Annotated in this window: 23 protein-coding genes; 10 read left to right on the forward strand and 13 right to left on the reverse strand. The window is 34.5% G+C overall.

Annotated features, from left to right (window positions below; genetic code table 11):
* Positions 1–630: 630 nt before the first annotated feature.
* Positions 631–1,677 (reverse strand): thiamine-phosphate kinase, encoded by a 1,047-nt coding sequence (gene thiL / locus B4N66_RS13780; protein ID WP_291095459.1) that lies wholly within the window; start codon positions 1,675–1,677, stop codon positions 631–633.
* Between the two features lie 219 nt (positions 1,678–1,896).
* Here thiL and B4N66_RS13785 point away from each other — a divergent pair, with 219 nt between their 5' ends.
* Positions 1,897–2,373, forward strand: coding sequence for a DinB family protein (locus B4N66_RS13785; RefSeq protein ID WP_291095461.1), 477 nt, complete (start codon positions 1,897–1,899; stop codon positions 2,371–2,373).
* Between the two features lie 87 nt (positions 2,374–2,460).
* Here B4N66_RS13785 and B4N66_RS13790 read toward each other — a convergent pair whose 3' ends face one another.
* Together B4N66_RS13790 and lepA are read right to left on the reverse strand one after the other, a co-directional pair.
* On the reverse strand, positions 2,461–3,426 hold the full coding sequence (locus B4N66_RS13790; RefSeq protein WP_291095463.1) for a helix-turn-helix transcriptional regulator: 966 nt from the start codon (positions 3,424–3,426) through the stop codon (positions 2,461–2,463).
* A gap of 174 nt (positions 3,427–3,600) precedes the next feature.
* Positions 3,601–5,397 (reverse strand): translation elongation factor 4, encoded by a 1,797-nt coding sequence (lepA, locus tag B4N66_RS13795; protein WP_188361368.1) that lies wholly within the window; start codon positions 5,395–5,397, stop codon positions 3,601–3,603.
* Positions 5,398–5,656: 259 nt separating this feature from the next.
* On the opposite strand from lepA, the gene dusB reads away from it, so the two are divergent.
* Positions 5,657–6,649, forward strand: coding sequence for a tRNA dihydrouridine synthase DusB (gene dusB / locus B4N66_RS13800; protein WP_291095465.1), 993 nt, complete (start codon positions 5,657–5,659; stop codon positions 6,647–6,649).
* A 60-nt stretch (positions 6,650–6,709) separates the two neighbouring features.
* On the opposite strand, the gene B4N66_RS13805 is transcribed toward dusB, so the two are convergent.
* The 3 genes from B4N66_RS13805 to rbfA form a co-directional block, all read right to left on the reverse strand.
* Positions 6,710–8,137: an MATE family efflux transporter gene (locus tag B4N66_RS13805; RefSeq protein WP_291095467.1), complete on the reverse strand. Its 1,428-nt coding sequence runs from the start codon at positions 8,135–8,137 to the stop codon at positions 6,710–6,712.
* Positions 8,138–8,296: 159 nt separating this feature from the next.
* On the reverse strand, positions 8,297–9,496 hold the full coding sequence (locus B4N66_RS13810) for an ABC transporter permease (RefSeq protein WP_291095468.1): 1,200 nt from the start codon (positions 9,494–9,496) through the stop codon (positions 8,297–8,299).
* A 1-nt stretch (position 9,497) separates the two neighbouring features.
* Positions 9,498–9,890 (reverse strand): 30S ribosome-binding factor RbfA, encoded by a 393-nt coding sequence (gene rbfA / locus B4N66_RS13815; RefSeq protein ID WP_248436057.1) that lies wholly within the window; start codon positions 9,888–9,890, stop codon positions 9,498–9,500.
* Positions 9,891–10,024: 134 nt separating this feature from the next.
* Here rbfA and B4N66_RS13820 point away from each other — a divergent pair, with 134 nt between their 5' ends.
* Entirely contained in the window at positions 10,025–11,170 is a 1,146-nt protein-coding gene (locus B4N66_RS13820; RefSeq protein WP_291095470.1) for a cystathionine gamma-synthase, read from the forward strand.
* A gap of 358 nt (positions 11,171–11,528) precedes the next feature.
* Here B4N66_RS13820 and B4N66_RS13825 read toward each other — a convergent pair whose 3' ends face one another.
* Positions 11,529–12,317: a THC0290_0291 family protein gene (locus B4N66_RS13825; protein ID WP_291095472.1), complete on the reverse strand. Its 789-nt coding sequence runs from the start codon at positions 12,315–12,317 to the stop codon at positions 11,529–11,531.
* A gap of 265 nt (positions 12,318–12,582) precedes the next feature.
* Between B4N66_RS13825 and gdhA the strand changes: the two genes are divergently transcribed.
* The 3 genes from gdhA to dcm all read left to right on the forward strand — a co-directional run bounded on the left by gdhA (position 12,583) and on the right by dcm (position 18,367).
* On the forward strand, positions 12,583–13,926 hold the full coding sequence (gene gdhA, locus B4N66_RS13830) for an NADP-specific glutamate dehydrogenase (protein WP_291095474.1): 1,344 nt from the start codon (positions 12,583–12,585) through the stop codon (positions 13,924–13,926).
* A gap of 121 nt (positions 13,927–14,047) precedes the next feature.
* Positions 14,048–16,339, forward strand: a complete 2,292-nt coding sequence (locus B4N66_RS13835; RefSeq protein WP_291095476.1) for a two-component regulator propeller domain-containing protein — start codon at positions 14,048–14,050, stop codon at positions 16,337–16,339.
* Positions 16,340–17,128: 789 nt separating this feature from the next.
* Positions 17,129–18,367 carry a DNA (cytosine-5-)-methyltransferase gene (gene dcm / locus B4N66_RS13840; RefSeq protein WP_291095478.1) on the forward strand — a complete coding sequence of 413 codons (1,239 nt, stop codon included), beginning with the start codon at positions 17,129–17,131 and terminating at the stop codon, positions 18,365–18,367.
* Here dcm and B4N66_RS13845 read toward each other — a convergent pair.
* From B4N66_RS13845 to B4N66_RS13855, 3 genes are read right to left on the reverse strand one after another with little or no spacing between them, the layout of a single operon-like run.
* Positions 18,364–18,987 (reverse strand): hypothetical protein, encoded by a 624-nt coding sequence (locus B4N66_RS13845; RefSeq protein ID WP_291095480.1) that lies wholly within the window; start codon positions 18,985–18,987, stop codon positions 18,364–18,366. The two genes, dcm and B4N66_RS13845, sit on opposite strands and share 4 nt — an antisense overlap.
* Positions 18,968–19,636, reverse strand: a complete 669-nt coding sequence (locus tag B4N66_RS13850; RefSeq protein WP_291095482.1) for a BglII/BstYI family type II restriction endonuclease — start codon at positions 19,634–19,636, stop codon at positions 18,968–18,970. The genes B4N66_RS13845 and B4N66_RS13850 overlap by 20 nt, the downstream gene beginning before the upstream one ends.
* Positions 19,636–19,848: a helix-turn-helix domain-containing protein gene (locus B4N66_RS13855; RefSeq protein ID WP_291095484.1), complete on the reverse strand. Its 213-nt coding sequence runs from the start codon at positions 19,846–19,848 to the stop codon at positions 19,636–19,638. Before B4N66_RS13855 ends, B4N66_RS13850 begins: the two co-directional genes overlap by 1 nt.
* Before the next feature lie 175 nt (positions 19,849–20,023).
* Between B4N66_RS13855 and B4N66_RS13860 the strand changes: the two genes are divergently transcribed.
* The 3 genes from B4N66_RS13860 to B4N66_RS13870 are packed head-to-tail and all read left to right on the forward strand — an operon-like array spanning position 20,024 to position 23,193.
* On the forward strand, positions 20,024–21,217 hold the full coding sequence (locus B4N66_RS13860) for an SIR2 family protein (protein WP_291095486.1): 1,194 nt from the start codon (positions 20,024–20,026) through the stop codon (positions 21,215–21,217).
* Positions 21,214–22,974, forward strand: a complete 1,761-nt coding sequence (locus B4N66_RS13865; protein WP_291095488.1) for an ATP-binding protein — start codon at positions 21,214–21,216, stop codon at positions 22,972–22,974. The genes B4N66_RS13860 and B4N66_RS13865 overlap by 4 nt, the downstream gene beginning before the upstream one ends.
* A gap of 3 nt (positions 22,975–22,977) precedes the next feature.
* Positions 22,978–23,193 carry a KTSC domain-containing protein gene (locus B4N66_RS13870; RefSeq protein WP_291095490.1) on the forward strand — a complete coding sequence of 72 codons (216 nt, stop codon included), beginning with the start codon at positions 22,978–22,980 and terminating at the stop codon, positions 23,191–23,193.
* 57 nt (positions 23,194–23,250) lie between these two features.
* Here the strand turns inward: B4N66_RS13870 and B4N66_RS13875 are convergent, their stop codons facing one another.
* Together B4N66_RS13875 and B4N66_RS13880 are read right to left on the reverse strand one after the other, a co-directional pair.
* A complete protein-coding gene (locus B4N66_RS13875; RefSeq protein ID WP_291095492.1) occupies positions 23,251–24,864 on the reverse strand; it encodes a hypothetical protein in 1,614 nt (537 codons plus the stop codon).
* Positions 24,865–25,201: 337 nt separating this feature from the next.
* Positions 25,202–25,450 carry a hypothetical protein gene (locus B4N66_RS13880; protein ID WP_291095493.1) on the reverse strand — a complete coding sequence of 83 codons (249 nt, stop codon included), beginning with the start codon at positions 25,448–25,450 and terminating at the stop codon, positions 25,202–25,204.
* 380 nt (positions 25,451–25,830) lie between these two features.
* Between B4N66_RS13880 and B4N66_RS13885 the strand changes: the two genes are divergently transcribed.
* The gene (locus tag B4N66_RS13885; protein WP_291095494.1) at positions 25,831–25,983 is read left to right on the forward strand and encodes a hypothetical protein; all 153 of its coding nucleotides are present in this window, start codon (positions 25,831–25,833) and stop codon (positions 25,981–25,983) included.
* On the opposite strand, the gene B4N66_RS13890 is transcribed toward B4N66_RS13885, so the two are convergent.
* The gene (locus B4N66_RS13890) at positions 25,976–26,215 is read right to left on the reverse strand and encodes a helix-turn-helix domain-containing protein (protein WP_291095495.1); all 240 of its coding nucleotides are present in this window, start codon (positions 26,213–26,215) and stop codon (positions 25,976–25,978) included. The genes B4N66_RS13885 and B4N66_RS13890 overlap by 8 nt on opposite strands.
* Between the last annotated feature and the right edge of the window lie 12 nt (positions 26,216–26,227).

The raw sequence follows: 26,227 nt of genomic DNA on the forward strand, positions 1-26,227 counted from the left end.
ATCTGATTCAACCAAAAACAGCTACTTAAAAAGTTAAACACTAGAAAAAGCGATGCACCCCAATGCAACGCTTTTTTTGTTTTAAGTAAGTTGCCAATGTAGTAGGAGGTGTAGGGTTAAGAGTGTAAAGCTTTGTCAAAGTTTTAAACTTTGACAAAGCTGACTGTAAAGAAGTAAATCAGCGAAAAAAAAATTACGGGAAACCACACCAAAAAAAGAAGAAACCCGTAACACATTGTGAGTGAACCCGTATTTAGATTTCAAAGTAACCGATATATCTTTACATCATCAATAAAGAGTTAGTTATTCATAATTAAAAATATTGACCCGAGAACGTTCTAAGTAGCCAACATCGAAAAAGAAATACCACCCTTTTGCCCCAACGAAAGATCTGATTCAACCAAAAACAGCTACTTAAAAAAGTTAAAACCGAAAAAAGCGATACACTTACTGTATCGCTTTTTTTGGTTTTATGAGCTTGCCATTGATTAATTTGAATCTCCTACAACTTCATTGATAGCACTAAACTGCGTGAGGGATAGCAGCGGAAAGCCCACAGAGAGGAGGCACGACGAACGAGGACTTGCAGCGAATAGCCCGACCCGGAGCTTGCGGAGGGGCACGCCCAACTTATTCTTCTAACGCATTCCAGCCTCTGGCTTTAAGTTCTATTTTTTGATTGGCTCGGGTGACTAAATGTTTGCCCTCGGTTTCTTTATTCATATGGCCAATCACGGTGAGGTTTGGATTAGCTTTGATCTTATCATAATCTTCGATTGCGATGGTGAATAACAATTCGTAATCTTCACCTCCGTTGATGGCTACTGTTGTGCTGTCGATGTTAAATTCTTCGCACACCGAAATTAGTTGCGGATCTAAGGGTAATTTTTCTTCGTAAATCGTGCAACCAACGTTGGATTGCTTGCAGAGATGCATCACTTCAGAGGATAATCCGTCGGAAATATCAATCATCGAGGTGGGTTTTACTTCGAGTTTTTCGAGTAAGTCTTTGATGTCTTTTCTAGCTTCGGGTTTTAGTTGACGTTCGATTAGGTATGTATAATTGTCTAAATCCGGTTGGTTGTTGGGATTCACTTGGAATACTTGTTTTTCGCGTTCTAAAACTTGCAAACCCATATAGGCCGCACCGATATCGCCGGTAACTACGAGCAAATCGTTCTCTTTGGCACCGTTTCTGTACACAATATCTTCTGCATTTGCTTCGCCCAAAGCAGTGATGGAAATGATTAAGCCTTTTTGAGACGAAGTGGTGTCGCCACCAATAACATCCACATTATATTCTTTGGAAGCGTGAGTGATTCCGGCAAATAGTTCTTCTAACGCTTCGAGCGGAAATCGGTTGGAAACTGCAATGGAGACTGTGATTTGTGTGGGTTTTGCATTCATCGCACAAATGTCGGAAACGTTGGCAACCACGGCTTTGTAGCCCAGATGCTTTAATGGCATATAGGCTAAATCAAAATGCACGCCTTCGACTAATAAATCGGTAGAAACGACTGCTTTTTTATCCTTGAAATCTAAGACTGCAGCATCGTCGCCAATTCCTTTAAGGGTGGAAGGTTGATTTATGTCGAAATGCTTGGTTAAGTGATCGATTAAGCCGAATTCGCCCAATTGAGCGATGGAAGTGCGTTGTGGTGATTTTTCTTCTAACATAGTGTTTTTATGAAGTGCAAAGGTAGGAAGATTTTAGGAAATCTACACAGCCCACGGTTTCAACCGTGGGATTTTGAGAATTAGCTGGGCTTAAGCTAAAGTGAAGTACAAGGTTTAAAATTTATATGTTAAAATAAAAAAATTGCAAATCCTACTGACAAACTGTTGTCACTTTCTGCCAATAACTTTGCTGTATTAATCATTAAATAATAAAAAATTATGACAACAACAGCCCAAGTAATCAGTAAAGAAGATTTGTTAAAACATTGGCAAGGTCACCGTTCATTAACCCGAAGAGTGATTGAAGCCTTCCCTGAAAAAGACTTTTTTGAATTTTCTGTTGGCGGCATGCGAACGTTTGCCGAATTGATTTCCGAATTGTTAGCCATTGGAGCTCCAGCCATGAAAGGCATCGTAAATCGCGAAGTGAAACCGTTTGACGAAAACACCAATAATGGAAAAACCAAAGCCGACTACTTAGCAAAATGGGACAAAGCCACAGAAGAAATTAATCACTATTGGAGTTTGTTACCCGTAGAAGATTTCGATAAGACTTTTAATCTTTTTGGCCAATATGAATTCCCGATTATTCATAATATCCTTTATTTTATTGATAACGAAATTCATCATCGTGGACAAGGATATGTGTATTTGAGAGCTTTAGGAATTGAACCGCCTTTTTTCTGGGAGAGATAGGTTTTCTAACATTCAAATTTTTAAACCATTAAGGTGTTAAGAATCATTAAGTTGTTTTCTTAATGTCTTAATGGTTCAAAAAAAAAGTCATTTCAAAATCTTCATTTTAATAGTTTCCATCAACTCCAATACCCTTACTTTTAATCGTTCCGGCTCAAGAATCGTAGCAAAATCGCCAAACATCATAAAAAATCTAGGGAAACCATCTTCAATGTCTTTGCATAAAAAAGTCATTTCTACCCTATTTCCAACTACTTTTTCGGAGACAAAACCGTGGTATTTCCGTTCGCCGGAAAGGTATTTTGCCATTTTCTTTTCAATTGAAATAATGACTTTGGTGGTGGGATATTCTTCTTTGTCTTTATTCAAATAAAACTCCAACGCTTCGTGTTCTTTCGTGAAAGCGATTTCCGTTTTTTGAATGTTGTGAATGCGGTCGGTTCTAAATTGGCGGTAATCTTTCCGCAAATGGCAATAACCCAGCACATACCAATTGTTGTGATCGTGAAAAACACCTACCGGTTCGATGGTTCTGGCGGTATTTTCATCGGCTTCAAATGCTTGATAATCCAAAATCAATTGTGTTTTGTCCGCAATACTTCTGAAAATAAAAGCCAATGCGTGCGGAGCTTGTTTGGGGAAAGTTTTTTCTAACGGTTGCATTACCACATTCGATTCGATGGTAGAAACCCAATCTTTGTCGGCACTTTTCAACACAGCTTTCAACTTAAACATCGCCGAAGCATATTGATTCCCGATTTCTTTGTCGGAGAATTTTTCCATTAGTTTTTCGGCAGCTATGAAACTTTCGGCTTCTTCTCGAGTAAACATAACTGGAGGCAATCGATAACCTTCTAACAAAGAATAACCCAAACCGGCTTCGCTGTAAATTGGCACTCCTGAAGCTTCCAGCGTTCGAATGTCGCGGTAAATGGTTCGCAAACTCACCTCAAAACGAGTGGCCAATTCGTGTGCTTTCACAATCTTTTTGGATTGCAATTGGATGAGAATGGCAACAATTCGATCAAAGCGTTTGGGAGATTCGTCGTGCATAAAAGGCGTTTGTCAAATATAGAAATTTTAACTTAACCCACGGTTTCATCGGTGGGGAAAAACAATTCTCATCCCACGGTTGAAACCGTGGGCTAATGAAAAACCCAACAACTCTCGTCATTGGGTTCTCAATATTTCTCAGCTACTCAGCATCTCAGCCACTCAGCGTCTCTACTAATCATTCAACTTCAACACCGCCATAAACGCCTCTTGCGGAATCTCAACATTCCCCACTTGACGCATTCTCTTCTTACCTTTTTTCTGTTTTTCCAACAGTTTTCTTTTACGGGAAATATCTCCACCGTAACATTTGGCGGTAACGTCTTTTCGTAACGCTTTTATCGTTTCACGAGCAATGATTTTTGCACCAATGGCCGCTTGAATCGGAATATCAAACTGTTGTCTCGGAATCAATTCACGCAGTTTTTCGCACATTTTCTTACCAATGTTATACGCATTATCTTCGTGAATCAAAGCCGACAAAGCATCGACCGATTGAGCATTTAACAACACATCTAATTTCACTAATTTTGACGTTCTCATCCCAATAGGCGAGTAGTCAAACGAAGCATATCCTTTGGAAACCGTTTTCAAACGATCATAAAAATCAAATACAATTTCGGCCAACGGCATATCAAAATTCAATTCAACTCTTTCCGTAGTTAAATAGGTTTGATTAGTAATCACACCACGTTTTTCAATACACAAACTCATTACATTACCCACAAACTCTGATTTGGTAATGATGGTGGCTTTAATATACGGTTCTTCTACACGATCTAATTTAGACGGTTCAGGTAAGTCAGACGGATTATTTACAATCAAAATTGTATCCGGTTCTTTTTTGGTAAAAGCATGATAGGAAACGTTCGGAACTGTTGTAATCACAGTCATATCATATTCACGTTCCAAGCGTTCCTGAATGATTTCTAAATGCAACATTCCTAAAAACCCACAACGGAAACCAAAACCTAAAGCAGCTGAACTTTCAGGAACAAAAACCAATGACGCATCGTTTAGTTGTAATTTTTCCATCGAAGCTCTCAAATCTTCATAATCTTCTGTGTCAACAGGATAAATTCCGGCAAAAACCATTGGTTTTACATCCTCAAAACCTGTAATCATATTGGTGGTAGGGTTTTTGGCATCGGTCAATGTATCACCTACTTTTACTTCTTTTGCTTCTTTAATACCCGAAATCAAATAGCCTACATCACCGGTTGAAATCACGTTTTTAGGAACTTGATTTAATTTCAACGTCCCAACTTCATCCGCAAAATATTCGTTTCCGGTTGCCATGAATTTAATCTTCTGACCTTTTTTAATTTCCCCGTTTTTCACTCGGAAAATTACTTCAATACCACGAAACGGATTGTAATGCGAGTCAAAAATCAACGCCTGCAACGGTTCATCAACATTTCCTTTTGGAGCGGGAATTTTTTCAATAATCGCAGCCAAAATATTTTCTACACCAAAACCGGTTTTACCCGAAGCGTGAATAATATCCTCTAATTTGCAACCTAATAAATCAATAATATCGTCGCTCACTTCCTCCGGATTGGCACTTGGCAAATCCACTTTATTTAACACCGGAATAATTTCCAAGTCGTTTTCTAAAGCCAAATATAAATTGGAAATCGTTTGAGCCTGAATACTTTGTGCCGCATCTACAATCAACAAAGCCCCTTCACAAGCGGCAATGGATCGCGAAACTTCATACGAAAAATCAACGTGTCCCGGCGTATCAATCAAATTCAAAATATATTTTTCGCCTTTGTACGTATATTCCATTTGAATCGCGTGACTCTTAATCGTAATCCCACGTTCACGCTCCAAATCCATATTATCCAGCAACTGAGCCTTTTCCTCACGAGCCGTCACCGTTTGCGTAGCCCCCAATAATCGGTCGGCCAGCGTACTTTTTCCGTGGTCAATGTGAGCAATAATGCAAAAATTTCGTATGTTCTTCATCTTCGTTTAATTCAAATTTTTTGGGCGTTCCCCAAGGGTCGGGCTGTCCGCTATATCTTTTGTTCCGCAAGCTCCACAAAAGGATGCCGCTCCCATCCCTAACGCAAACCCTGCTCCTTAGCGAATTGTGTGCAAATATAAAGCAAAGTTTTGGATTTTAAAGAGGTTAAACCTGACAGGTTTCGAAAACCTGTCAGGTTTAGACATAGCTTGTTTTGCAAACCCCACCCGTTTCCCTATCTTTGCAAAAAAAAAATCAATGCCAACAATCGGAAACATCATCTTGCCCGACTTTCCCTTACTTCTTGCACCTATGGAAGATGTGAGTGATCCGCCGTTTCGTCGCTTGTGCAAATTGCACGGAGCCGATTTGATGTATTCTGAATTTATTTCGTCCGAAGGATTGATTCGTGATGCGATGAAAAGCAAAATGAAACTCGATATTTTTGATTACGAACGTCCGGTGGGTATTCAAATTTTTGGTGGTGACGAAGAAGCGATGGAAATGTCCGCCAAAATTGTGGATACTGTTCAACCCGATTTAGTTGATATTAATTTCGGTTGTCCGGTTAAAAAAGTCGTGTGTAAAGGTGCCGGTGCGGGCGTTTTAAAAGATGTTGATTTAATGGTTCGATTGACTAAAGCCGTCATCAAAGGAACCAATCTTCCGGTAACAGTAAAAACCCGCTTGGGTTGGGATGAAAATTCCATCAACATTGATGAAGTGGCGGAACGTTTACAAGACATTGGCGTGCAAGCCTTAACTGTTCACGCCCGAACTCGTGCTCAAATGTATAAAGGTCATTCTGATTGGTCGCATATTGCTCGAGTAAAAAATAATCCCAGAATTACAATGCCTATCTTTGGAAACGGTGACATCGATTCACCCGAAAAAGCATTAGAATACAAAAATAAATATGGTCTTGATGGAATGATGATTGGCCGTGCTGCCATTGGTTATCCGTGGATTTTTAACGAAATCAAACATTATTTCAGAACCGGCGAACATTTACCCGAACCAACAATGAAAGACCGCATCGAAGCCGCCCGAAATCACCTAATTTGGTCAATGGATTGGAAAGGCGAACGAGTTGGAATTTTTGAAATGCGTCGCCATTACACCAATTATTTCAAAGGCATTCACGGATTTAAAGAATACAAACAAAAATTAGTCACCACCGATGGAGCAATGGCTTTAATGGATGTTTTTGAAGAGATTGCTGAAGTGTATGCTAATTATCAGACGGTTTAAATTTACCATATAAGTCATATAAGAAAAGCTTACATGACTTATATGGTTATTAAATTTTAGCTACACCACCATTTTCTTCCACTTCCCTTTTTTATACAAAATGTAACCAGCAATGGTAATACAAGTTTCCGCAATAGGAACTGCCATAAAAACGCCTGTTGGACCCATTTTTAAATACTTCGCTAAAAAATAAGCCAACGGAATTTGGAACAACCAAAACCCGAAGAAGTTAATTTTTGTTGGTGTCCACGTATCTCCTGCTCCATTAAATGCATTGATAAGCACCATCCCTATTCCATAGAAAACATAGCCTAAACTCATAATTTGAATCGCTTCCACGGCAATATCCAAAACCGCTTTGTCATTCGTAAACAAAGTAATAATTGGTCGGGCGGCAGTTAACGTGACAATCATAATGATGGCCATAAAAATAACATTGTATTTTGCGGTAACCATCACCGATTTTTCGGCACGTTCAATTTGTTTTGCTCCTAAATTCTGACCCACCAAAGTCGCAGCAGCACTGCTCAATCCCCAAGCGGGAAGAATGAAAAACATCATAATTCTAAGTGCGGTTTGATAACCGGCTGAACCAACATCTCCTCCGGTTGTTGCAACAAGGTTTGCCATAAAAATCCAACTGCACGAAGCAATTACGAATTGTAAAACTCCGGGAGCAGCAATTTTAACTAACGCTTTTATCTGATCAAAATCAGGCGTAATGTAAGCGACCATCATTTTGATAACGCCTTTTCCGTTGAAAAGATGATATAGTTGATAGATTACACCAATACTTCTTCCAATTGTAGTCGCAATAGCAGCTCCGGTTAATCCATAAGCCGGAATAGGTCCCCAACCGTTAATCAAAATTGGATCTAAAATAATATTACAACCATTCGCCAACATCAAACTTTTCATTGCAATGGCGGCATTTCCGGCACCACGAAAAATTCCGTTGATTAGGAAAAGTAACATAATGGAAACGCTTCCTCCCATCATAATTTGAACAAATGAAGTTCCGTAAATCGCTGATTCTTGTGAAGAACCCATCCAAATCAAAATATCGGTAGCATAAATGATTCCGAAAATACTTAGAATGGTGTTTACTGCAACGGCAATTAGTATTGCTTGCATACCCGCTTTTGCCGCAGCAACCGGGTCTTTTTCTCCAATTCTTCGGGCAACAACCGCTGTGGCTGCCATGCTGATTCCGATGGCTAATGAATAAATTATAGTCAGAACCGATTCGGTTAATCCAACGGTTTGAACGGCAAAACTGCTGTTTTCCAAGTGACCCACAAAGTACAAATCGACTAAAGCAAAAACCGATTCCATCATCATTTCTAATACCATCGGAATGGCGAGTAGAATGACGGCGGTTTTTATTTTTCCGGAAGTATAATCAAAATCGGCTTCGCCTTTTAAGGCCATTTTTATAGTAGAAAAGATCCGGGAAAGCATACCTTTTGAGTGTTTATTTTCAGTCATTTTTAGATAAAGATTTAGTGAATAAAATAATCCTTCGACAGAGCTGTCAAGAAGATTTTAAAAACGAAGAGAGGTGTCTTTATACGAAATAAGGACTAAAAAAAACAATCATAGTCTTATAGTTGAAGTACAAATATAAATTATTTTATAAAACGGAGACTATTCTAACAATTTTTTATTGACACGGCTGCTGGCAATCCATGAGGCAAGAAATCCTAAAACGGCAATCGTAGCAATTACAATAAATACATTTGTAAATGAAAATCGAACCGGATAGGCCATGCTTTCATTTATCATTATAAAACCAAATTGTTGCTGAAGAAGCGTAACAATAATTCCCAATACCAAACCAATCAAACATCCCAAAAAGCAAATTAGAAATCCTTGATAAAGGAAAATTTTTCTCAAATCTTCGATATCAGAACCTAAATTGAACAAGGTTTTTAAATTTGATTTTTTTTCGATAATAATCATAATCAAAGCCCCGACTAATGTAAAAAGCGTGACCGTGATTACCAACGAAAAAATAAGATATAAAACTAAATTTTCGGTATTCAACATTTTATAGAGCGATTCATTTAGTTGAGCTCTGTTTTTGATGACGACATTGTTTTCTAGAATTTTCTCCAATGAAGAAATAACATTCGATTCATCGGCATTGGGCTTGAGTTTTAATTCGATTCCTGAAATTTGATTGGGTTTGTAAGCTAACAATTCCTGTACGATGGATAAATCAGCAAAAACATATTTTTGATTCAGATCTTCATTAATAAAATAAAAACCCACCGGAACCAAAACAGAGCGGTTAAAAGCTCCATCTGGCGAATCAATCGTGCCTTTTCCGGGTTTTGGAACAAAGGTTTCAAACACATTAACCAAATCAAATAATCCCATGGAAAGTTTCTGACTTATACCGTGTCCAACGACTACTTGTTCAGAATCTTCTTCAATCCATTGTCCTTGAAAAATGGTTTTTTCAACTTGATTTACTTGATTAAAATTTTTATCAACTCCTTTAATGTTGGCCAATAAGTCTTTTCCGTTAAAGGTAAAAAGTGCTCTTTCTTCAATGATTTTGCTATAGTGAGCAACACCTTCGAGTTTACTAATTTCGGTTTCTTGTTGAGGACTGATCAAAATGGTTTTTCCGGTTTTGGCAACAGCCTTTAAATCGGGATCAAAGTCGTTTGAAAAAGACAAACTAAAATCTTTCAATCCACTAAAAACCGACATAACCACAAACAAAGCCATGGTACCTACAATTATCCCCACCGATGCGATGAGTGTAATAATGTTTATGGCAGTGTTTTTACTACCACTAAATAAGTAACGTTTGGCTATGTAAAGCGGAAATTTCACTTTAAGATTTCTTTCTTTTTTCTAAAAGATCAGGGTTTTCAATCGGATTTACATCGCCTGTTAGAGCTTTGTCTATTTTTTCGATATAATCCAATGAATCATCAATATAGAAAGTTAAGTTAGGTACTTTTCGCAATTGAAGTTTTACTCGTTGTGACAAATCATGCTTAATCAAAGGTGTATTCGATTTAATTGCTGCTAAAATTTCCGGACCCTTTTCAGTTGGAAAAACACTTAAATATACTTTTGCCACCGATAAATCGGTTGTAACAGAAACTTTTGAAACAGAAATAATCAAATTTGAAATTCCGTTTTTACGCACTTCGCCTTGCAAAATATCAACTAAATCATTTTGTAAAACGCTTCCTATTTTTTTTTGTCTATTTGTTTCCATGATGCAAAAGTACAGATTTTTGTGAGTATTTGAATTGTAATTAGTTCCACTTCTGATTAATTTATCGAATCTTTAGCAATAAGTTAGAAAATTTATAAAATCCAACTTCTTATCTTTGCATAAACAAATAAATTATGAAGTTCAACACAAAAGTTATACATGGTGGCCAACACCATGACCCAAGCACAGGAGCAGTAATGCCTCCGGTTTATAACACGTCTACTTTTGCACAAAAAAGTCCGGGTGTTCCCATTAATCATTATGAATATAGTAGAGCGGCCAATCCAACCCGTCAAGCATTGGAAGATGCATTGGCAAGTATTGAAAATGGTGTTCGTGGTTTAGCCTTTGCTTCCGGTTTGGCAGCAACAGATTCAGTTTTAAAATTGTTAAAACCCGGTGACGAAGTTATTGCAATGGATGATTTATACGGCGGAACGTACCGAATGTTCTCTCGTATTTATCAAGATTTTGGTATCAAATTCCATTTTGTTGATATGAATAATTTGGAGAAATTTCAATCTTTAATTAATGCCAATACAAAATTAGTTTGGGTTGAAACGCCGACAAATCCGTTGATGAAATTGGCTGATATTGCAGCTATCGCTAAAATTACAAACGAAAAGAAAATCCTTTTTGCAGTTGATAATACTTTTGCCACACCTTATCTTCAAAAACCATTGGATTTAGGTGCGGATATTGTTATGCATTCTGCAACCAAATATTTAGGAGGCCATTCGGATGTTATTGCTGGTGCCTTGATTGTAAAAGATGCTGCATTAGGTGAGAGATTACACTTTGCACAATTTGCAACAGGAGGAACTTTAGGGCCGCAAGACAGTTATATGGTATTGAGAGGAATCAAAACCCTGCACCTTAGAGTGCAAAGACATTGTGAAAACGGAATAAAAGTAGCCGAATTTTTAAGTAATCATCCAGAAGTAGATAAAGTTTATTATCCAGGTTTACCGGATCACCCTTTTCATGAAATTGCCAAAAAACAAATGATTGGCGGTTTTGGCGGAATGGTTTCTTTTACATTTAAATCAGGTAAAAAAGCAGATTCTATTGCTTTCTTAGAAAAACTAAAAGTATTCACTTTAGCAGAATCATTAGGTGGTGTTGAGTCGTTGGCTAATCACCCGGCTTTGATGACACACGCTTCAATTCCGGAGGAAAAACGCAAAGAAATCGGAATTTCAGACGATTTGGTTCGTTTGAGTGTTGGAGTAGAAGATATTGATGATTTATTGGCCGATATTGAACAGGCTTTCAGATAAAAACAAAAATCCCGTCAGCAAAAAGTTGACGGGATTTTTCATTACAATTTAATTAATCTAAAAATAGTATAGATAAGGAATGATATTGCAATAAAGAGAAATATGATATGAACTATAACTTTTCTATTATTTAATGGCTTTGCTCTCAATAATAAAATTATTTCTTGAAAACTATTAATAATGTAAGCAAATGTAATTAGTATAACAAAAACAAAAGCATAATAAATTGAATCGTCCATAAATCAATTTAATTTGACATACATCAGACACACTTAGTTGCAACAATTGCTATTCTTGAAATAGCATTTAAATTTGAGAAAACTAAATTATTTAAATACAGACTAAAAGTAGGTCTATATTAATCTAAATAATAAATATAACCAACATTTAACCAAACTAACCAGTCGTTAGCTTTGTTTTCTTTATAGACATCCGGATTCGGATTTAAACCATCCACCCAGTTAGAGAAATAATACTGCCAACGTAAATCAATCATTAAATCGGAAAGTACAGTTAGTTTATATCTTGTTCCAACACTTGCAACAACAGACCAAACCGTTCCAGCTTCGTTGGTAACACCGTCGATATATTTTACCGGAGTAACTTCTAATAATTCTCCAAGACCCGGACCTAATTCAGAATAGGCTTCAGGTTTGTAATAACTGAATTGAGCACCCAAACTCACAAAAGGAGCAAGTTTTCCGGGCGTAGCAGAAAATTCTCTGATACTCAATGGGAAATATTCTAACTGCATCCCAATGTTAGTCACAGCAGTACTTCCTTTCATTGCTCTTAATTGCTGAGCAAAAACTGAAGTTCTACTCTCATCAACCCATTTTCCGTAATGTTGAAGATTGGTTTTATTATAAGAAAGTTCACTTCTTACTTTAAAGTGGTCATTAAAATAAGTAGGCGTTGCATAACAATTACAGTCAGCTCGGTAAGAAAAATTCATGTAGTGAATTATTCCGATACCAAAACCTGTATTTCCAAAGTTCGTTTCGCCATCGCCCCTCACACCATAATCGGATTGAAAAGCAACCGGACCCACAATCGCACCAACTTCATGCGAAAAACCAAACTGTGCTTTAACAGTATTGTTAAAACCAAATAATAGTAATAAGGTAATTATAAGATATTTGGGCATTTGCGTATATTTTAAATGACAATTCTCGACAAATATATAAAAACATACTTCACTTGTAAAATAAAATGAAAAAATACTTGTATATATACGAAAAAAACTAAAATTTGTTTTAAATGTTGTGATTTAATGCTGATTTTATCCTGATTTCTTAACAAAAAAATAAATCTACTGAGAATATAAAAAAAATTATACCGATATTTTAATAAAATGTATATTTGTCGCAACAAACGAAAACGTTTTCATAAACGTTATTAAACTAATAATCATGACAGAAAGTATTCACTCTTTTGTTGAAGCTGTAGCTAAAAAAAATCCAAATGAACCTGAATTTTTACAGGCTGTAAAGGAAGTTGCCGAAACGGTTATTCCTTTTATTGAGCAAAATAAAAAATACCAAAACCAAATGCTTTTAGAGCGTATGGTTGAAGCGGAACGTGTAATTATTTTTCGCGTAACGTGGATTGACGATGCCGGAAGAACGCAAGTTAATCGCGGATACAGAATTCAAATGAACTCTGCAATTGGTCCATACAAAGGAGGAATTCGTTTTCATCCTTCTGTAAATTTAAGTATTTTGAAGTTTTTAGCTTTTGAGCAAACATTCAAAAATAGCTTAACTACGTTACCAATGGGTGGCGGAAAAGGTGGTTCCGACTTTGATCCAAAAGGAAAATCAGATATTGAAATCATGCGTTTTTGCCAAAGTTTCATGACTGAATTGTCAAAACACATTGGTGCAGATACCGACGTTCCTGCAGGAGACATTGGTGTTGGTGGTAGAGAAGTAGGTTATATGTTCGGTCAATATAAAAGACTAAGAAATGAATTTACCGGCGTTTTAACCGGAAAAGGAATTTCATTCGGAGGTTCGTTAATTCGTCCGGAAGCAACAGGTTACGGAAACGTTTATTTTGCTCAAAGTATGTTGAAAACTAAAGGAGATAGCTTTTCAGGAAAAATTGTAACTGTTTCAGGTTCTGGAAACGTAGCACAATATGCTACCGAAAAAGCAACTGAATTAGGCGGAAAAGTAGTTACATTATCAGATTCTTCAGGATATATTTATGATGCAGATGGAATTGATGCTGAGAAATTAGCTCACGTAATGCACATTAAAAATGAATTGAGAGCAAGAATTAGCGAGTACGTGAAAAAATATCCTAATGCAAAATTTGTTGAAGGAAAACGTCCTTGGGAAGTTAAATGTGATATCGCATTACCATGTGCCACTCAAAACGAGTTAAACGAAGAAGAGGCAAAAGCATTAATTGCTAACGGATGTATTTGTGTATCTGAAGGTGCAAATATGCCTTCTACACCAGAAGCTGTTGAAGCATTCTTAAAAGCAAAAATATTATTCGCACCAGGAAAAGCATCAAATGCAGGTGGTGTAGCAACGTCTGGTCTAGAAATGTCGCAAAACTCTTTGCGTTTAAGTTGGACATCAGAAGAAGTAGATGAAAAATTAAAATCAATCATGGCTAACATTCACGAATCATGTGTAAAATATGGTTCTGATGGTAAAGGTTATGTGGATTATGTAAAAGGGGCAAACGTTGCCGGATTCGTAAAAGTAGCCGATGCAATGTTAGGTCAAGGAGTGGTATAATTTTCACATCCATAAAATAAAATCAAAAGCTGTCTGAAAATGACAGCTTTTTTTATTCCCAAAATATTAAAAGAGGGATTCTTTCGTTTTACTTATATTTGTGTGTCAATTTGAATTGCTAATGAAGAATTTGTTTTGGATTATAGTATTGTTAATGTTTCCATTTGTAAGCATTTCACAAAATCTTTTATGGGAAGGCTACTTCTCCTACAACGAAGTACGCGATTTGTCGGAATCTGAAAACCGATTATTTGCAGCTTGCGAAACAGCTTTGTTCTCTAAAAATCGTTCAACAAGCGAAATAAAAACATTTAATACTGTTGATGGTCTTACGGGAGAAACCATTTCAACCATTTATCATAGTCAGCAGTTCAATAGAACGTTTGTTGGTCACGATAATGGATTGTTAATTATGATCAACGAAGCCACTGAAGAAATCACTTTATTAGTTGGAATTCGTGATCAAGCGGGAGGAATTCCTCCTAACAAAAAGAAAATCAATCATATCTACGAGCACAATTCAAAATTGTATATTTCCACTGATTTTGCGTTAGTTGAATTCAAACTTACCGATTTTACATTCGGAGACACATTTTATATAAGTCCAACCGGAGCCCAAGCAGAAGTATTGGAAACTACTGTTTTAAATGAAGAAATTTATGCCGTAACGTTAAATCACGGAATTCGTTACGCACCGCTATCAAATCCTAACTTGGTTAATTTTGAAGCTTGGCAAACATTTGATGCCGGGTTTTGGAAAGGAATTGTCACATTTAATGACCAACTCGTCGCTATAAATTCAAACAATATAATCTATAGATTCATCGGAACGAGTCCTTCGGCCGTTTTAAACGTAGGTCAATCCTTTCTTGATTTACGAAGTAGGGGAGATAAACTTATTGCAACCACCGCCACTCGAGTTGTGGTAATGAACGAGTCGTTTAGTCAGATTGCGGTTATTCAAAGCACATCGATACCGGATTTAACCTCAAATTTTACATCGGCAACAATCATCGGAGACTCAATTTATATTGGTACGTTTGAAAATGGTGTAATCGAAACATCAATAACTAATCCATCAACTTTTGAAGTTTTACTTCCGCAAGGGCCAAACAGAAACAATATTTTTTCAATAACCGTTACGCCTTCCGGAACATTGTGGGCAACGTATGGCGATTATTCGCAATTCAATAATCCGTATCCGTTAGATGAATATGGCATTAGCAAATTGGCACAAGAAGAATGGCTTAACATTCCGTATGAAGAATTATTAGGAGCCAAATCGATTGTTCGAATAACCGTTAGTCCAACCAATGAAAACATTGTCTATGCAAGTTCCTATTTTTCCGGTTTATTAAAGTTGGAAGATGACGTGGCTACAACACTCTATAATACAACTAACAGTGGTCTGCAGTCTTTAGTTCTTGCAGGAAACCCAAATTATGTAGATATTCGAATTGAACAAACAGCATTTGACAAAGAAGGTAATCTTTGGGTTTCAAACGGTTTAATTGCTAATATGCTCAAGGTATTAAGAGCAAATGGGCAATGGCAATCCTATGATGTCAGTGATGTTTTAGGCGGATTTACAAGTAACTCCAGAATGTCTATCGATAAAAATAACACCAAATGGCTTTGTACATTGGACGAAGGTTTAATAGCCTTCAATGAAAACTTCAGCAACCGATTAATAAAAATTACCGAAGGTCAAAACGATGGTAATTTACCCTCATCAGCTGTACAATGTGCTGTTATAGACAACAGAAATCAATTATGGATTGGCACCCGAAGAGGATTGAGAGTATTGCCTTCGGTAGATAGATTTTTAAATGAAGAAGAACTCACAACCAATTCCATTATTATTTTAGATGATGGTTTGGCTCAAGAACTTTTGTTCGGACAATTTATTACCGATATCGCCGTAGATGGTGCCAACAACAAATGGATCGGAACAGCAGATGCAGGCGTGTTTCAGTTTTCGCCAAATGGTCAGCAAACTTTACAGCGTTTTACTTCGGCCAATTCACCTTTGCCAAGCAACGTAATCAACGACATCGAAATAAACGGAACCACAGGCGAGGTTTTTATTGCCACTTCCAAAGGAATGGTGTCGTTCAAAGGAACCTCCACCAAACCTAACAATAACCTGCAAGACGTGTATGTATATCCCAATCCGGTTCGTCCCGGTTTTGACGGCACCGTAAAAATATCAGGTCTCACTAGCAAAGCCAACGTAAAAGTCACCGACATCGAAGGAAACCTCGTTTACGAAGAAATCTCCGAGGGCGGCACCATTGAGTGGGACACCACCGCCTTCGGAAAATACAAAGTAGCCTCCGGAGTCTATATGATTTTTATTTCTACCGATGATGCGTTGGATACTACGGTGAAGAAGGTGATGATTGTGAGGTAATCATAGCTTTCAAATTTGTAATTTGGGCGTGTCACGGGCTATTCGCTGCAAGTCCTCACAAAAAACACCATTTTCTTCAACCTAAAAAGAGCTTCCCTTGGTCGCTTTTTTAGTTTGAGAAAATTGGCGTTTTTTTGCTCCGGGCTTTTCGCTGCTATCCCGCACGCGATAATTGCTCACAAAGAGATTCAAATGAAATCACTTTAATTTCAGTATTTGTAAATATCTTATTTTACATATATGCCTAACTGTATGCCTTTTTAAATATAATCTTTGTTAGAAGTTTGTAAGTTTTTCTAATACACTGTAAACATTAAGAAAAGTGTATAAACAAAAAAAGAGCAATACTTTCGTATTACTCTTTCTGCTCCCCCTCTTGGGCTCGAACCAAGGACCCTCTGATTAACAGAGGGCTAAAGGATATATATTAAGTATGAATATCAAACACTTACATTTTTATATAATATACAAAATTGAGCAATATTTATCATTTTACCACTTAGAAAGTACACTTAGAAAAACTAACAGTTTTATTTAAATTAATATGCTATCACATACAAAATGTAAACAAATCCTAAATAAAGGAGGGCTTTTTTACACCGACGAAGAAATATCCATTATAAAAGAGGTTCTATACAAATTAGCAGAAATAGAATTTAACTCCCATACAAAAACTATAAATTTTAATCGTAATAAGGACCTAAAAAAACAGGAATTAATATCATTGGTGAATGGCACAATAATTCCATAATGTTTATATTTGCCAAAAATGACTACTAGAAAGTTTATATGATAAAGACAATTGAATTATTTGCAGGTGTTGGTGGATTTAGAATTGGATTAGAAAGAGCAAATAAAAAAAACAAAAATAATTTTTTTGAAATTGTTTGGAGTAATCAGTGGGAACCGTCCACTAAAACTCAGCATGCCTCACTAATTTATGAAAGGCAGTGGGGAAAAGAGAATCATAGCAACGTTGACATTGAAGACATTAATGTTAAAGATATTCCAGACCATGATTTATTAGTTGGTGGGTTTCCTTGTCAAGACTATTCAGTAGCTACAACTCTCAAAAATTCAAAAGGACTTTTAGGAAAAAAAGGTGTTCTTTGGTGGTCAATACATAGAATTCTAAGTGAAAAAAAGAAAAAGCCAAAGTATCTTATACTAGAAAATGTTGATAGACTTCTTAAGTCTCCTAGTTCACAAAGAGGACGAGACTTTTCAGTAATGTTAAAAAGTTTAGACGAACTTGGTTATGCTGTTGAGTGGAGAGTAATAAACGCCTCAGATTATGGTTTTCCACAAAGGAGAAGAAGAGTATTTTTTATTGGTTATCATAAAACAACTGAAATTTATAAAAAAATTAAAGCCGATAATCTGGATAATTGGATTTTATCAGATGGAATAATGGCAAAATCATTTCCTATTTCCAATAATGTTATTTCAGAAGACAAATTTGACATTAAAGGAGATTTGAAAAGTATAAGTGACAATTTTGGAATTGGTATGAAAACATCTTCATTTCTTAATTCTGGAGTTCTGTTTGATGGGCACATTTATACAGCAAAAACCACCCATAATTTTGATGGTACATCGACAGTTTTGAAAGATATTTTAGTCAACGAAAAGGATGTTCCAGACGAATATTATATTGATGTGAATGAGTTAGATAAATGGAAATATTTAAAAGGAGCGAAAAAAGAAATTCGTAAAAGCACTAGTGGTTTTGAGTATAATTATGCCGAAGGAGGTATGGTTTTTCCAGATTCTATTCACGAACCATCAAGAACAATTATCACTGGTGAAGGTGGTAAATCACCGTCAAGATTTAAGCATGTCATTTCGACTAAGAAAGGACTTAGGAGATTAGTTCCTATTGAATTGGAAAGGTTAAATATGTTTCCAGATAACCACACTGCAATTAATGGGATTTCAGACGCTAAAAGAGCTTTTCTAATGGGAAATGCCTTGGTGGTTGGAATCGTAGAAAGAATTGCAGAAACATTCTCTAATGAAGTTATTTAATAAATTTTCTTGGCAACTTTATTATTTATTAGAAAGTCAATTTTTAAAACTATATTTATTGGTTGCTCTGCTTTTCCCGATTTTGAAAAATTGAAGTTACCTTCTGTGAAATTATTTAATTCATCTATAGGAATTCTTCCATCAACATTTTTAGACCTAATCTCTTGATTAATGTTTATTATTCTATTGTAATCAAGACCTCTTGATTTTAATAGATTAACTAGTTTTTCTCTGTTTACAGATATGATTTTACAACTTTTAAAGCCACTTTCTGGGACATTTTCTAAATTACAACATATAGCGGTTATGCAGAAATACATATTAGTGATTTTACCTTTGTCAAAAACCCAACCTTGTTTTTGTTCACCGTCTTTGATGTATGTTATTTCAAATGCAAAAGTTGGCAATTCTATTTCTAAATAGTCTAACTGAGCCTTTTCATCAATATAATATTCTTTATTATCTTTAGAAATAATCAGGTCAACTCCTTTATGTTGCTGTTCAGAATCAAAAACTCTTTCTATTGTAAAACCATCAAAAATTTGAGGGTAAATACCATCAAGATATTCCCCCAATAAGATTTCTTTAGACAAGTCTTTATCAAAGTTGGACTCCTTCATCGTTTTCTAAAAACGTTTTTAAATCTTTAATAACAACCTTACCAATTTTTTTTCTTGGTGCATGTTGAAATTGCTCTATATGAAAGGTTTCAGGTGGTTCTAACCCAATTATTAAAAGGGGTACAGTTAAGACATTGTTTAATGGTGGTAAATATTCGATGTACTTTTCATAAGTCCCAACTGCTCCATCAAACCCTCCTGCTCTTTTAAGAGCTTCAGTAGCTGTAATAACAACACCAAGTTTTGTTTGTATAGCTTTGTTTACATGATTGAGTTCACTAGCTAGGACAGGCTTCAAAAGATTCCATGCAATAACAGATGAATGGTTAAATGCTACCTCAATTGAAATATCGTCTTTTGCGAAATCAAGTCTCCATGTTTCACCTTGATATTGATTATCTTGAAAAATAGCTGACTCTTCGTTCCATCCAGCCTCAACAAACCTATCTTTTAAGATGTTATTTATCGATTTTGAAAGACTCATTGGTGTATGTTCTATATTTAATGCCCCGAAATTATTATGCCTCTGAATTATATCCTCTTCAGTAATATTTTCTATAATTCCAATCATTTCATAAAACTGTTCTACAAATTCAGGTTCATGAAAAATAACTCCAGCATGTCTAAAAGAATAGTGTCTATATTTCATTAATCAATATTTTCAAGTATTACGGACATTTTAACTCCAAGAGCACGAGCTATTTTTAGAAGTGTGTTAAGTGAGATATTTCTCTTACCACCTTCAATACTTTGTAGGTAACGCCTATCTATTTCAGCTATACCAGCTAACTTTTCTTGAGAAAGATTTTTTTCTAATCTCAGTTGTTTTATTTTTTCTCCAATTATAGCATTTAACTCCATAGTTTGTAAATTTCACATAATGTGTTCGATAATACAACGGACAATAGTACGCCATATGTCTATAACTCTAATAACTAAGGTTTCAAGTAGTTGGAAAAAAAATATTTTTAATTAAATAAAAAACTAAATTTACATTTCAAAATTTTAACAATTTTAAAATTTACAATTGAAGTTTATGAGTAAAATTAATTTAGTTAGAGAAGTTAGAGAGCTTAAAACGCATCTATCATATTCAAAAAACATAGGTTTCTTTTTTGGAGCTGGTACATCTTGTGCGTTAAATATTCCAAATATTGAACAACTAACAGCGGGAATTGAAGCAAAATTGACAGGTGACAATAAGGTTAATTTTGGAAAAATAAAAGTTGATTTAGAATCAATAATAAAAGTTAGAAAAGTTAATATTGAAGATATTCTAAATCATATTCGCAAAATAAGAGAGCTTACAAGTGATTCTGAAAAAGAATATATTTCAGTGAGTGGAGTCAATGCGAAGCTTTTAGACATTGAAATATGTAAAAGTATTTACACTATCATTTCTGAAAAAGAAGATGTTGCTAATATTGAAAACACCAAAAGATTTTTCGCATGGTTAAGTTTACAAAATAGAGATTTTTCAAAAGAAATATTCACAACTAACTATGATTTAATTATTGAAAAGGCTTTAGAATCAAGTCATATCCCATATTTTGATGGTTTCGTTGGCTCATTTGAACCCTTTTTTTGGCAAGAGAGTATTGACCATTTTGTCAACAACCATGATTTAACTAAAAATTGGATTCGACTCTGGAAAGTCCATGGTTCATTGAGCTGGTTTTGGAAAGAAGATGCTGTAACTGGTGCTCAAAAAATTATTCGAATAGGTAAGATTCCTGATATCACAAAAACAGATAAAGAGTTGGTGATTTACCCATCAAAAGACAAGTATGATTCTTCCAAAAAGCAACCTTTTATAGCTTATTTTGACCGTCTAAAAAATTATTTATTAAAAGGTGAATTATTATTTATATTTACTGGTTATTCGTTTTCTGACCAGCATATTAATGAAATTATATTTAACTGTTTAAGACAAAATTATCGGTTAACTATACTAGTTTTTTTCTTTAAAGATGAAGAAGTTGTCGATTTATATAATTTGTCCTCATCTTATATGAATTTGAATGTATTTGGTCCCACCAAAGCTATTATAAATGGAAATCTTGGAGAATGGGAGTTTTCTAAAGCTGATTTTAAATCACCTACTGAGAAATTTGATTACTATTGGGATGATACAAAAAAGCAATTTACTCTTGGAGATTTTAATGCGTTATCAAATTTTCTAATTATTAATTCAGGTAAAGCTGAGGTAATTGATGCTACAGTAAAATGAAAAATGAAATCACTTATTTAGGTAAAATTATAAGGGTTGATTCTAGTACAGTTGAAGTTGAAGTTTCAAATGATATTCCTTCATCAGCACCGATTATTAACGGGCGATTATATAAAATTGGACAAATAGGAACTTTCGTTAAAATGCCTATCGGAAATATTACAATATACGGCATTGTATCATCAGTTAGCAACACTCCTAATAAAGTTGAAGACTATCAAAGCTATGACTTTGGTTCTCGTTTTCTAACGGTTCAATTGGTTGGTGAAAAAATAGGTGAAGATGAATTTGAACGCGGAATTGGAACATATCCCACCATTAATGATGAAGTCCATTTAGTGATTGAAAAAGACCTTTTTGATATTTATGGTAATCGTGATAAAGGTTCGGTTGAGATAGGCAAGCACTCTTCATCAGAAAACTTATCGGTTTACACAGATATTCACAAATTAGTTTTAAGGCATTGTGCAATTTTAGGTTCAACGGGTAGTGGTAAGTCAAATACAACTGTTAGTATACTAAAAGCAATTCTAAATGACTATGAAGGCTCAAGGGTTGTTTTAGTTGACCCTCATGGTGAATATGCCTCTGCATTTCCCAATGCGAAAGTTTTTCGTATTAATGACGTGCAAAGCCCTCTCTACATTCCTTTTTGGCTAATGAGTTTTGATGAATTAGCATATTTTCTGGTTGGTGCAAAACCTACAGATGACAGTAAACCTGATTACAGAGCATTTAGAGAGCTGATTACAAACTATAAAAAGAACAACTGTGAATTAAAAGCTGGTAAAGTAAACCCTAATTTTGTTACAGCTGATTCTCCAATACCTTTCAACGCAAGACAAGTATGGTATGAATTAAACTGGTGGTTAAATGCTACTTTTTCAGAATCAGCATTGTCAAATCAGACAAAACAAACTGCTTTAGAAACAGATGTTGGAAATTTTGAAGAATTAATTCCCGCTTCATTTACTCCTTATGCAATGGGGAACCAAGCACCATATAAATCGCAACATACTATGAATTTTGCCTATGAAAAAAAGATTTTATCTCGATTAAAGGATAGTCGATTTGACTTTTTATTCAACCCTGGCGATTATAAGGGTGTAGCTGGTACTAATGATTTAAGTGATTTGCTTAATAATTGGATAGGTAGTGACGAAAAACTTGCGATATTAGATTTAAGCGGAGTTCCTTATGAAGTTTTAGATATTACAGTTGGGCTAATAACAAGATTTATATATGATAGTATGTATTGGGGGAGAACAGAAACATATACAGGAAAACAACGACCTCTTTTAATGGCGTATGAGGAAGCACACACTTATTTAAATAAGAATGAAAATAATAGTTATTCGAAATTAGCTGTAGAAAAGGTTTTCAAAGAAGGGAGAAAATTTGGTTTAGGAGCATTAGTAATTTCACAACGACCATCTGAAATATCTGAAACCATTCTTGCTCAAGTTGGAACTTTTATAGCATTACGATTAACAAATTCTAGCGACCAGTCAATTGTAAAATCATCAGCCCCTGATAATCTTAACAGTTTAATAGACTTGCTGCCTTCTCTTAGAATTGGAGAAGCAATTATAGTTGGGGAAGCAATTAAAATACCATCCCGTGTAAGAATTAAATTAAATAATCCAAGACCTACAAGTGACGACCCTAAATTAGTGAAAAGTTGGCAGGAGAAACATCCTTATCATTCAGAAAATTACAAGAGTGTAGTTACAAAAATTAGAGAACAAAAATTATAAAATATGGAAAGAGAATATGTTGAATCAACATTAATGGCAAGTTATGGATATGACGAAACCACTTCAATACTAGAAGTAGAGTTTAAAAAAAATGGTGCAGTATGGCAATATTTTGATGTGCCAGAAAGTGTGTATTGGGAAATGAAATCAGCTGGTTCAGTTGGAAAATTTTTTCTCTCATCAATCAAAGGAAATTATACTGAACTACAAGTAGGTTAAATCCAAATCAACCAGAATGAGATCATAATGTATTTCCGGTGGAAATACATTATAATCTCATCCCTTCAAAATCCCTCTTAATTTATTAATTTTTTCATCTGTTATCATAACTCCTCCAAAGTCGTTATATCTCTGTTCTTTTTTCTGATTTTTGAAATAATCCAACAATTCTTTCATCAGTACTTTTGAACGATTAAAATATTGAATAATGAGCATAGATTCATTTACAGAAAATGATAATGTTGGTAAAAGATTATAGAGATTCACTTCATAGTTAGGACTAAACATTACCACTCCATTCTTTTCTGTAGATGTTGAGATTTCATTTGTCTTTACTTTTGTCTTAACACCATGCTGTAAAATGATACGATTCATTGTATCAACCACGGTAGATTTGTCTTTTTCCTCACATAATAACGCGTCATAAACATATAAAACATTTATATTTTTGGTGTTGAGGTATTTAATAACATCAGTCATAATTGCAACCTCAACGGCAAACATTTTTTTTGAAGTTATTTTATAACCGTTAGATTTTTTATCCTTGTAAATATTTTCCAACATCGTGGTTTCATTTTTGGAATAGTAGTCGAAAAGCAACGATTTCCTCATACTATGCCAATTTTTATTAAAGAAACTCAAATGTTCAATTTTAACTTCTTTTAGGTCTATATCAGTTGCTTCCGATACTGCTAAATGAGTAATATAATTTTGATTTCCACCATACAATTTGATAGCAATATTGGGGTGTAAAGCACTGTAATCACATTCAGTTAATTTCTTCCCTTCAATTGTAATTTGTGCTCTTATCCATGATGGCATTAATGTAAATGAATCGATAACACGTCCACCACTTTTTTCATTACCAGCCGATGGAATTATGAAACCTCGGTTGGTGAGGTATTCAAAAAGTTTGATATTATCCTCTACAAAACTCCTATTATTTGAATCATTCCAATAGTCGTTTTTATGTCTATTTCTAAGGGTCAATATTTTTCCTTTTTTAGTTCTGTAACCATTTTTCACCAACTGTTTGCCGATAATCAAAAGTTCTTCAGAAGTTGGTAATTCTAATTTTGGATATACTTTTATAAGGTTACTACAAATAGGATTGCCTAATGCCTCATTAAGCTGCTCATAATAGACTTTATTTCTGTTTTGAATAATTCCAGCATCATTAATAAAATATTCTTTTAAACCAGCTTTATAATAGCTTGGTGTAATTCTGTAGCTTCTGCTTTGAACATTTGTTATGTTGTCTTCAGTAACTTCAATAAAAGGTCCGTTAGCGGTTCCTTTTTTTAAAACCTCTATAATTTGTGGATAGATATAGGTATTATCTTTGTTTTTTGTTTGCTCGTGTAAAATCTTTGAATTTAAACGTTTCCATCTATTTTCTTCATTGTCTTTGTCTTCAACATAATAGGTGCTGGCAAGATTGGAAAGCACCAATAGACATTTTTCTATTGCAACCTCAACATTAGGGTCAATTTGTTTCAAAAGAATTTTAGAAACATTCTTCTTTAGATTGTATTCCGCTTTTTTCGGAATCATAATCGAATTAACATTCGGGAAAAGTAAGGCTAATTCAGATAGGTTAAAATCATCGTGGAGAATTTCTATATCTCCAGTATCACCACTTAGGGTGAAGTAATCTTTTTTAGTAAACATTAAGTTATTCTTCTATTGGCTCACCTCTATGCAGAGGTCTTATGTATTTCTTCTTTTATTTAACTTGGTAGAAGAAGCTGGAGTTAATTACTCCTCCAGCAACCAAGAATTTAAAGAGTTTTTTCTCTTTTTATAATTATACTCAAAAAAAAAATAGGAATCAAGAGCAAACTGAATATTAATAGCGAAATAAATTTAAAAATAGCGAAAACAGAGCATAAAGAATTTACATAATATTTTGTTGTTACCTTATTTTAATACTGTTTGCATTGTATTTATGCATTGTATAATAAGTAACATAGATGATATAGATATTAGATATAATAATAATTAATAATTACATTGGTTTAGTAAATAATTTAATTAAGAATCTATAAATAAGAATTACAATTAAAACGCCGAATTGTATAACAGCTCCAACTATGGTAAAAATTACGCTAATTATTGAAATATTATATTTAGCATTTTTCTTTTGATGGTTTTCAATACCAACCATAAATTTTGATGCTATTATATCATAATGTAAATTAGTTTTTGAGGAATTGTCGGTAGGATAATAATTTTGAAAATTAATTTTATCATTCATGTTTACAGGTGTTTATGATGTGAATATACAAAATAGCAATACCATTTACAACATAAATTAGTGCAAATTTTAGAAAAATAGTCGCTAAAAGTTACAATTAGTAAGTCGTCCTTAGCACGTTTTTCGAACTCTTATTTTTGATAAATGACTGATTATCAATCCCAAGTATAGAAACCCATTAGAGTAGCTACTTTATGACCCCCCTCAGAGGGGCAAAATTTTGAAGATTTCTAATAGTTTAGCTCATGTATCCCGCCTTACATTGGTAAATTTTTTGACTTTTTATTTAGTCAATCGGATTGGTTAAAAAAATTTTAGTAAAAATTTTAGTAAAAATTTTTTACTTTTTTCCCATGGTGACTATTTATAAATAAAAGAAAATGATAATCAAATTAAAATTAAGTCAGCTATTAGAAATTTTAAAAACTGAAAAGGCAAAATTTCCAATTACCGTTTCAATGAAAAACATTAGTAAAGCCGAATTGCGTGAATTAATTGAATTATTAGAACTAGAAAATGAAAGTCCTAATTAGATAATGAAAGTCCTTTTGTGAGTTCAGATAATTCAATATCTAAGGCATTTGCAATCCTCAAAAGTAGATTAAAAGTGATGGATTGTTCATTTTTGAGAATACGACGAATGGTAGATTCTCGACATTGTGCAGCACGTGCAAATTCTGACTTGTTTCCATTGAATTTTTTTAGAAACAAATCAAAAATTCTTTCTGATAATTCTTTTTCTATTTGTTCTAAATCTTTTTGCACAATACAAAGGAA

The organism is Flavobacterium sp. UBA2787, assembly GCA_002352205.1.
In the GTDB taxonomy this organism is placed as follows: domain Bacteria; phylum Bacteroidota; class Bacteroidia; order Flavobacteriales; family Flavobacteriaceae; genus Flavobacterium.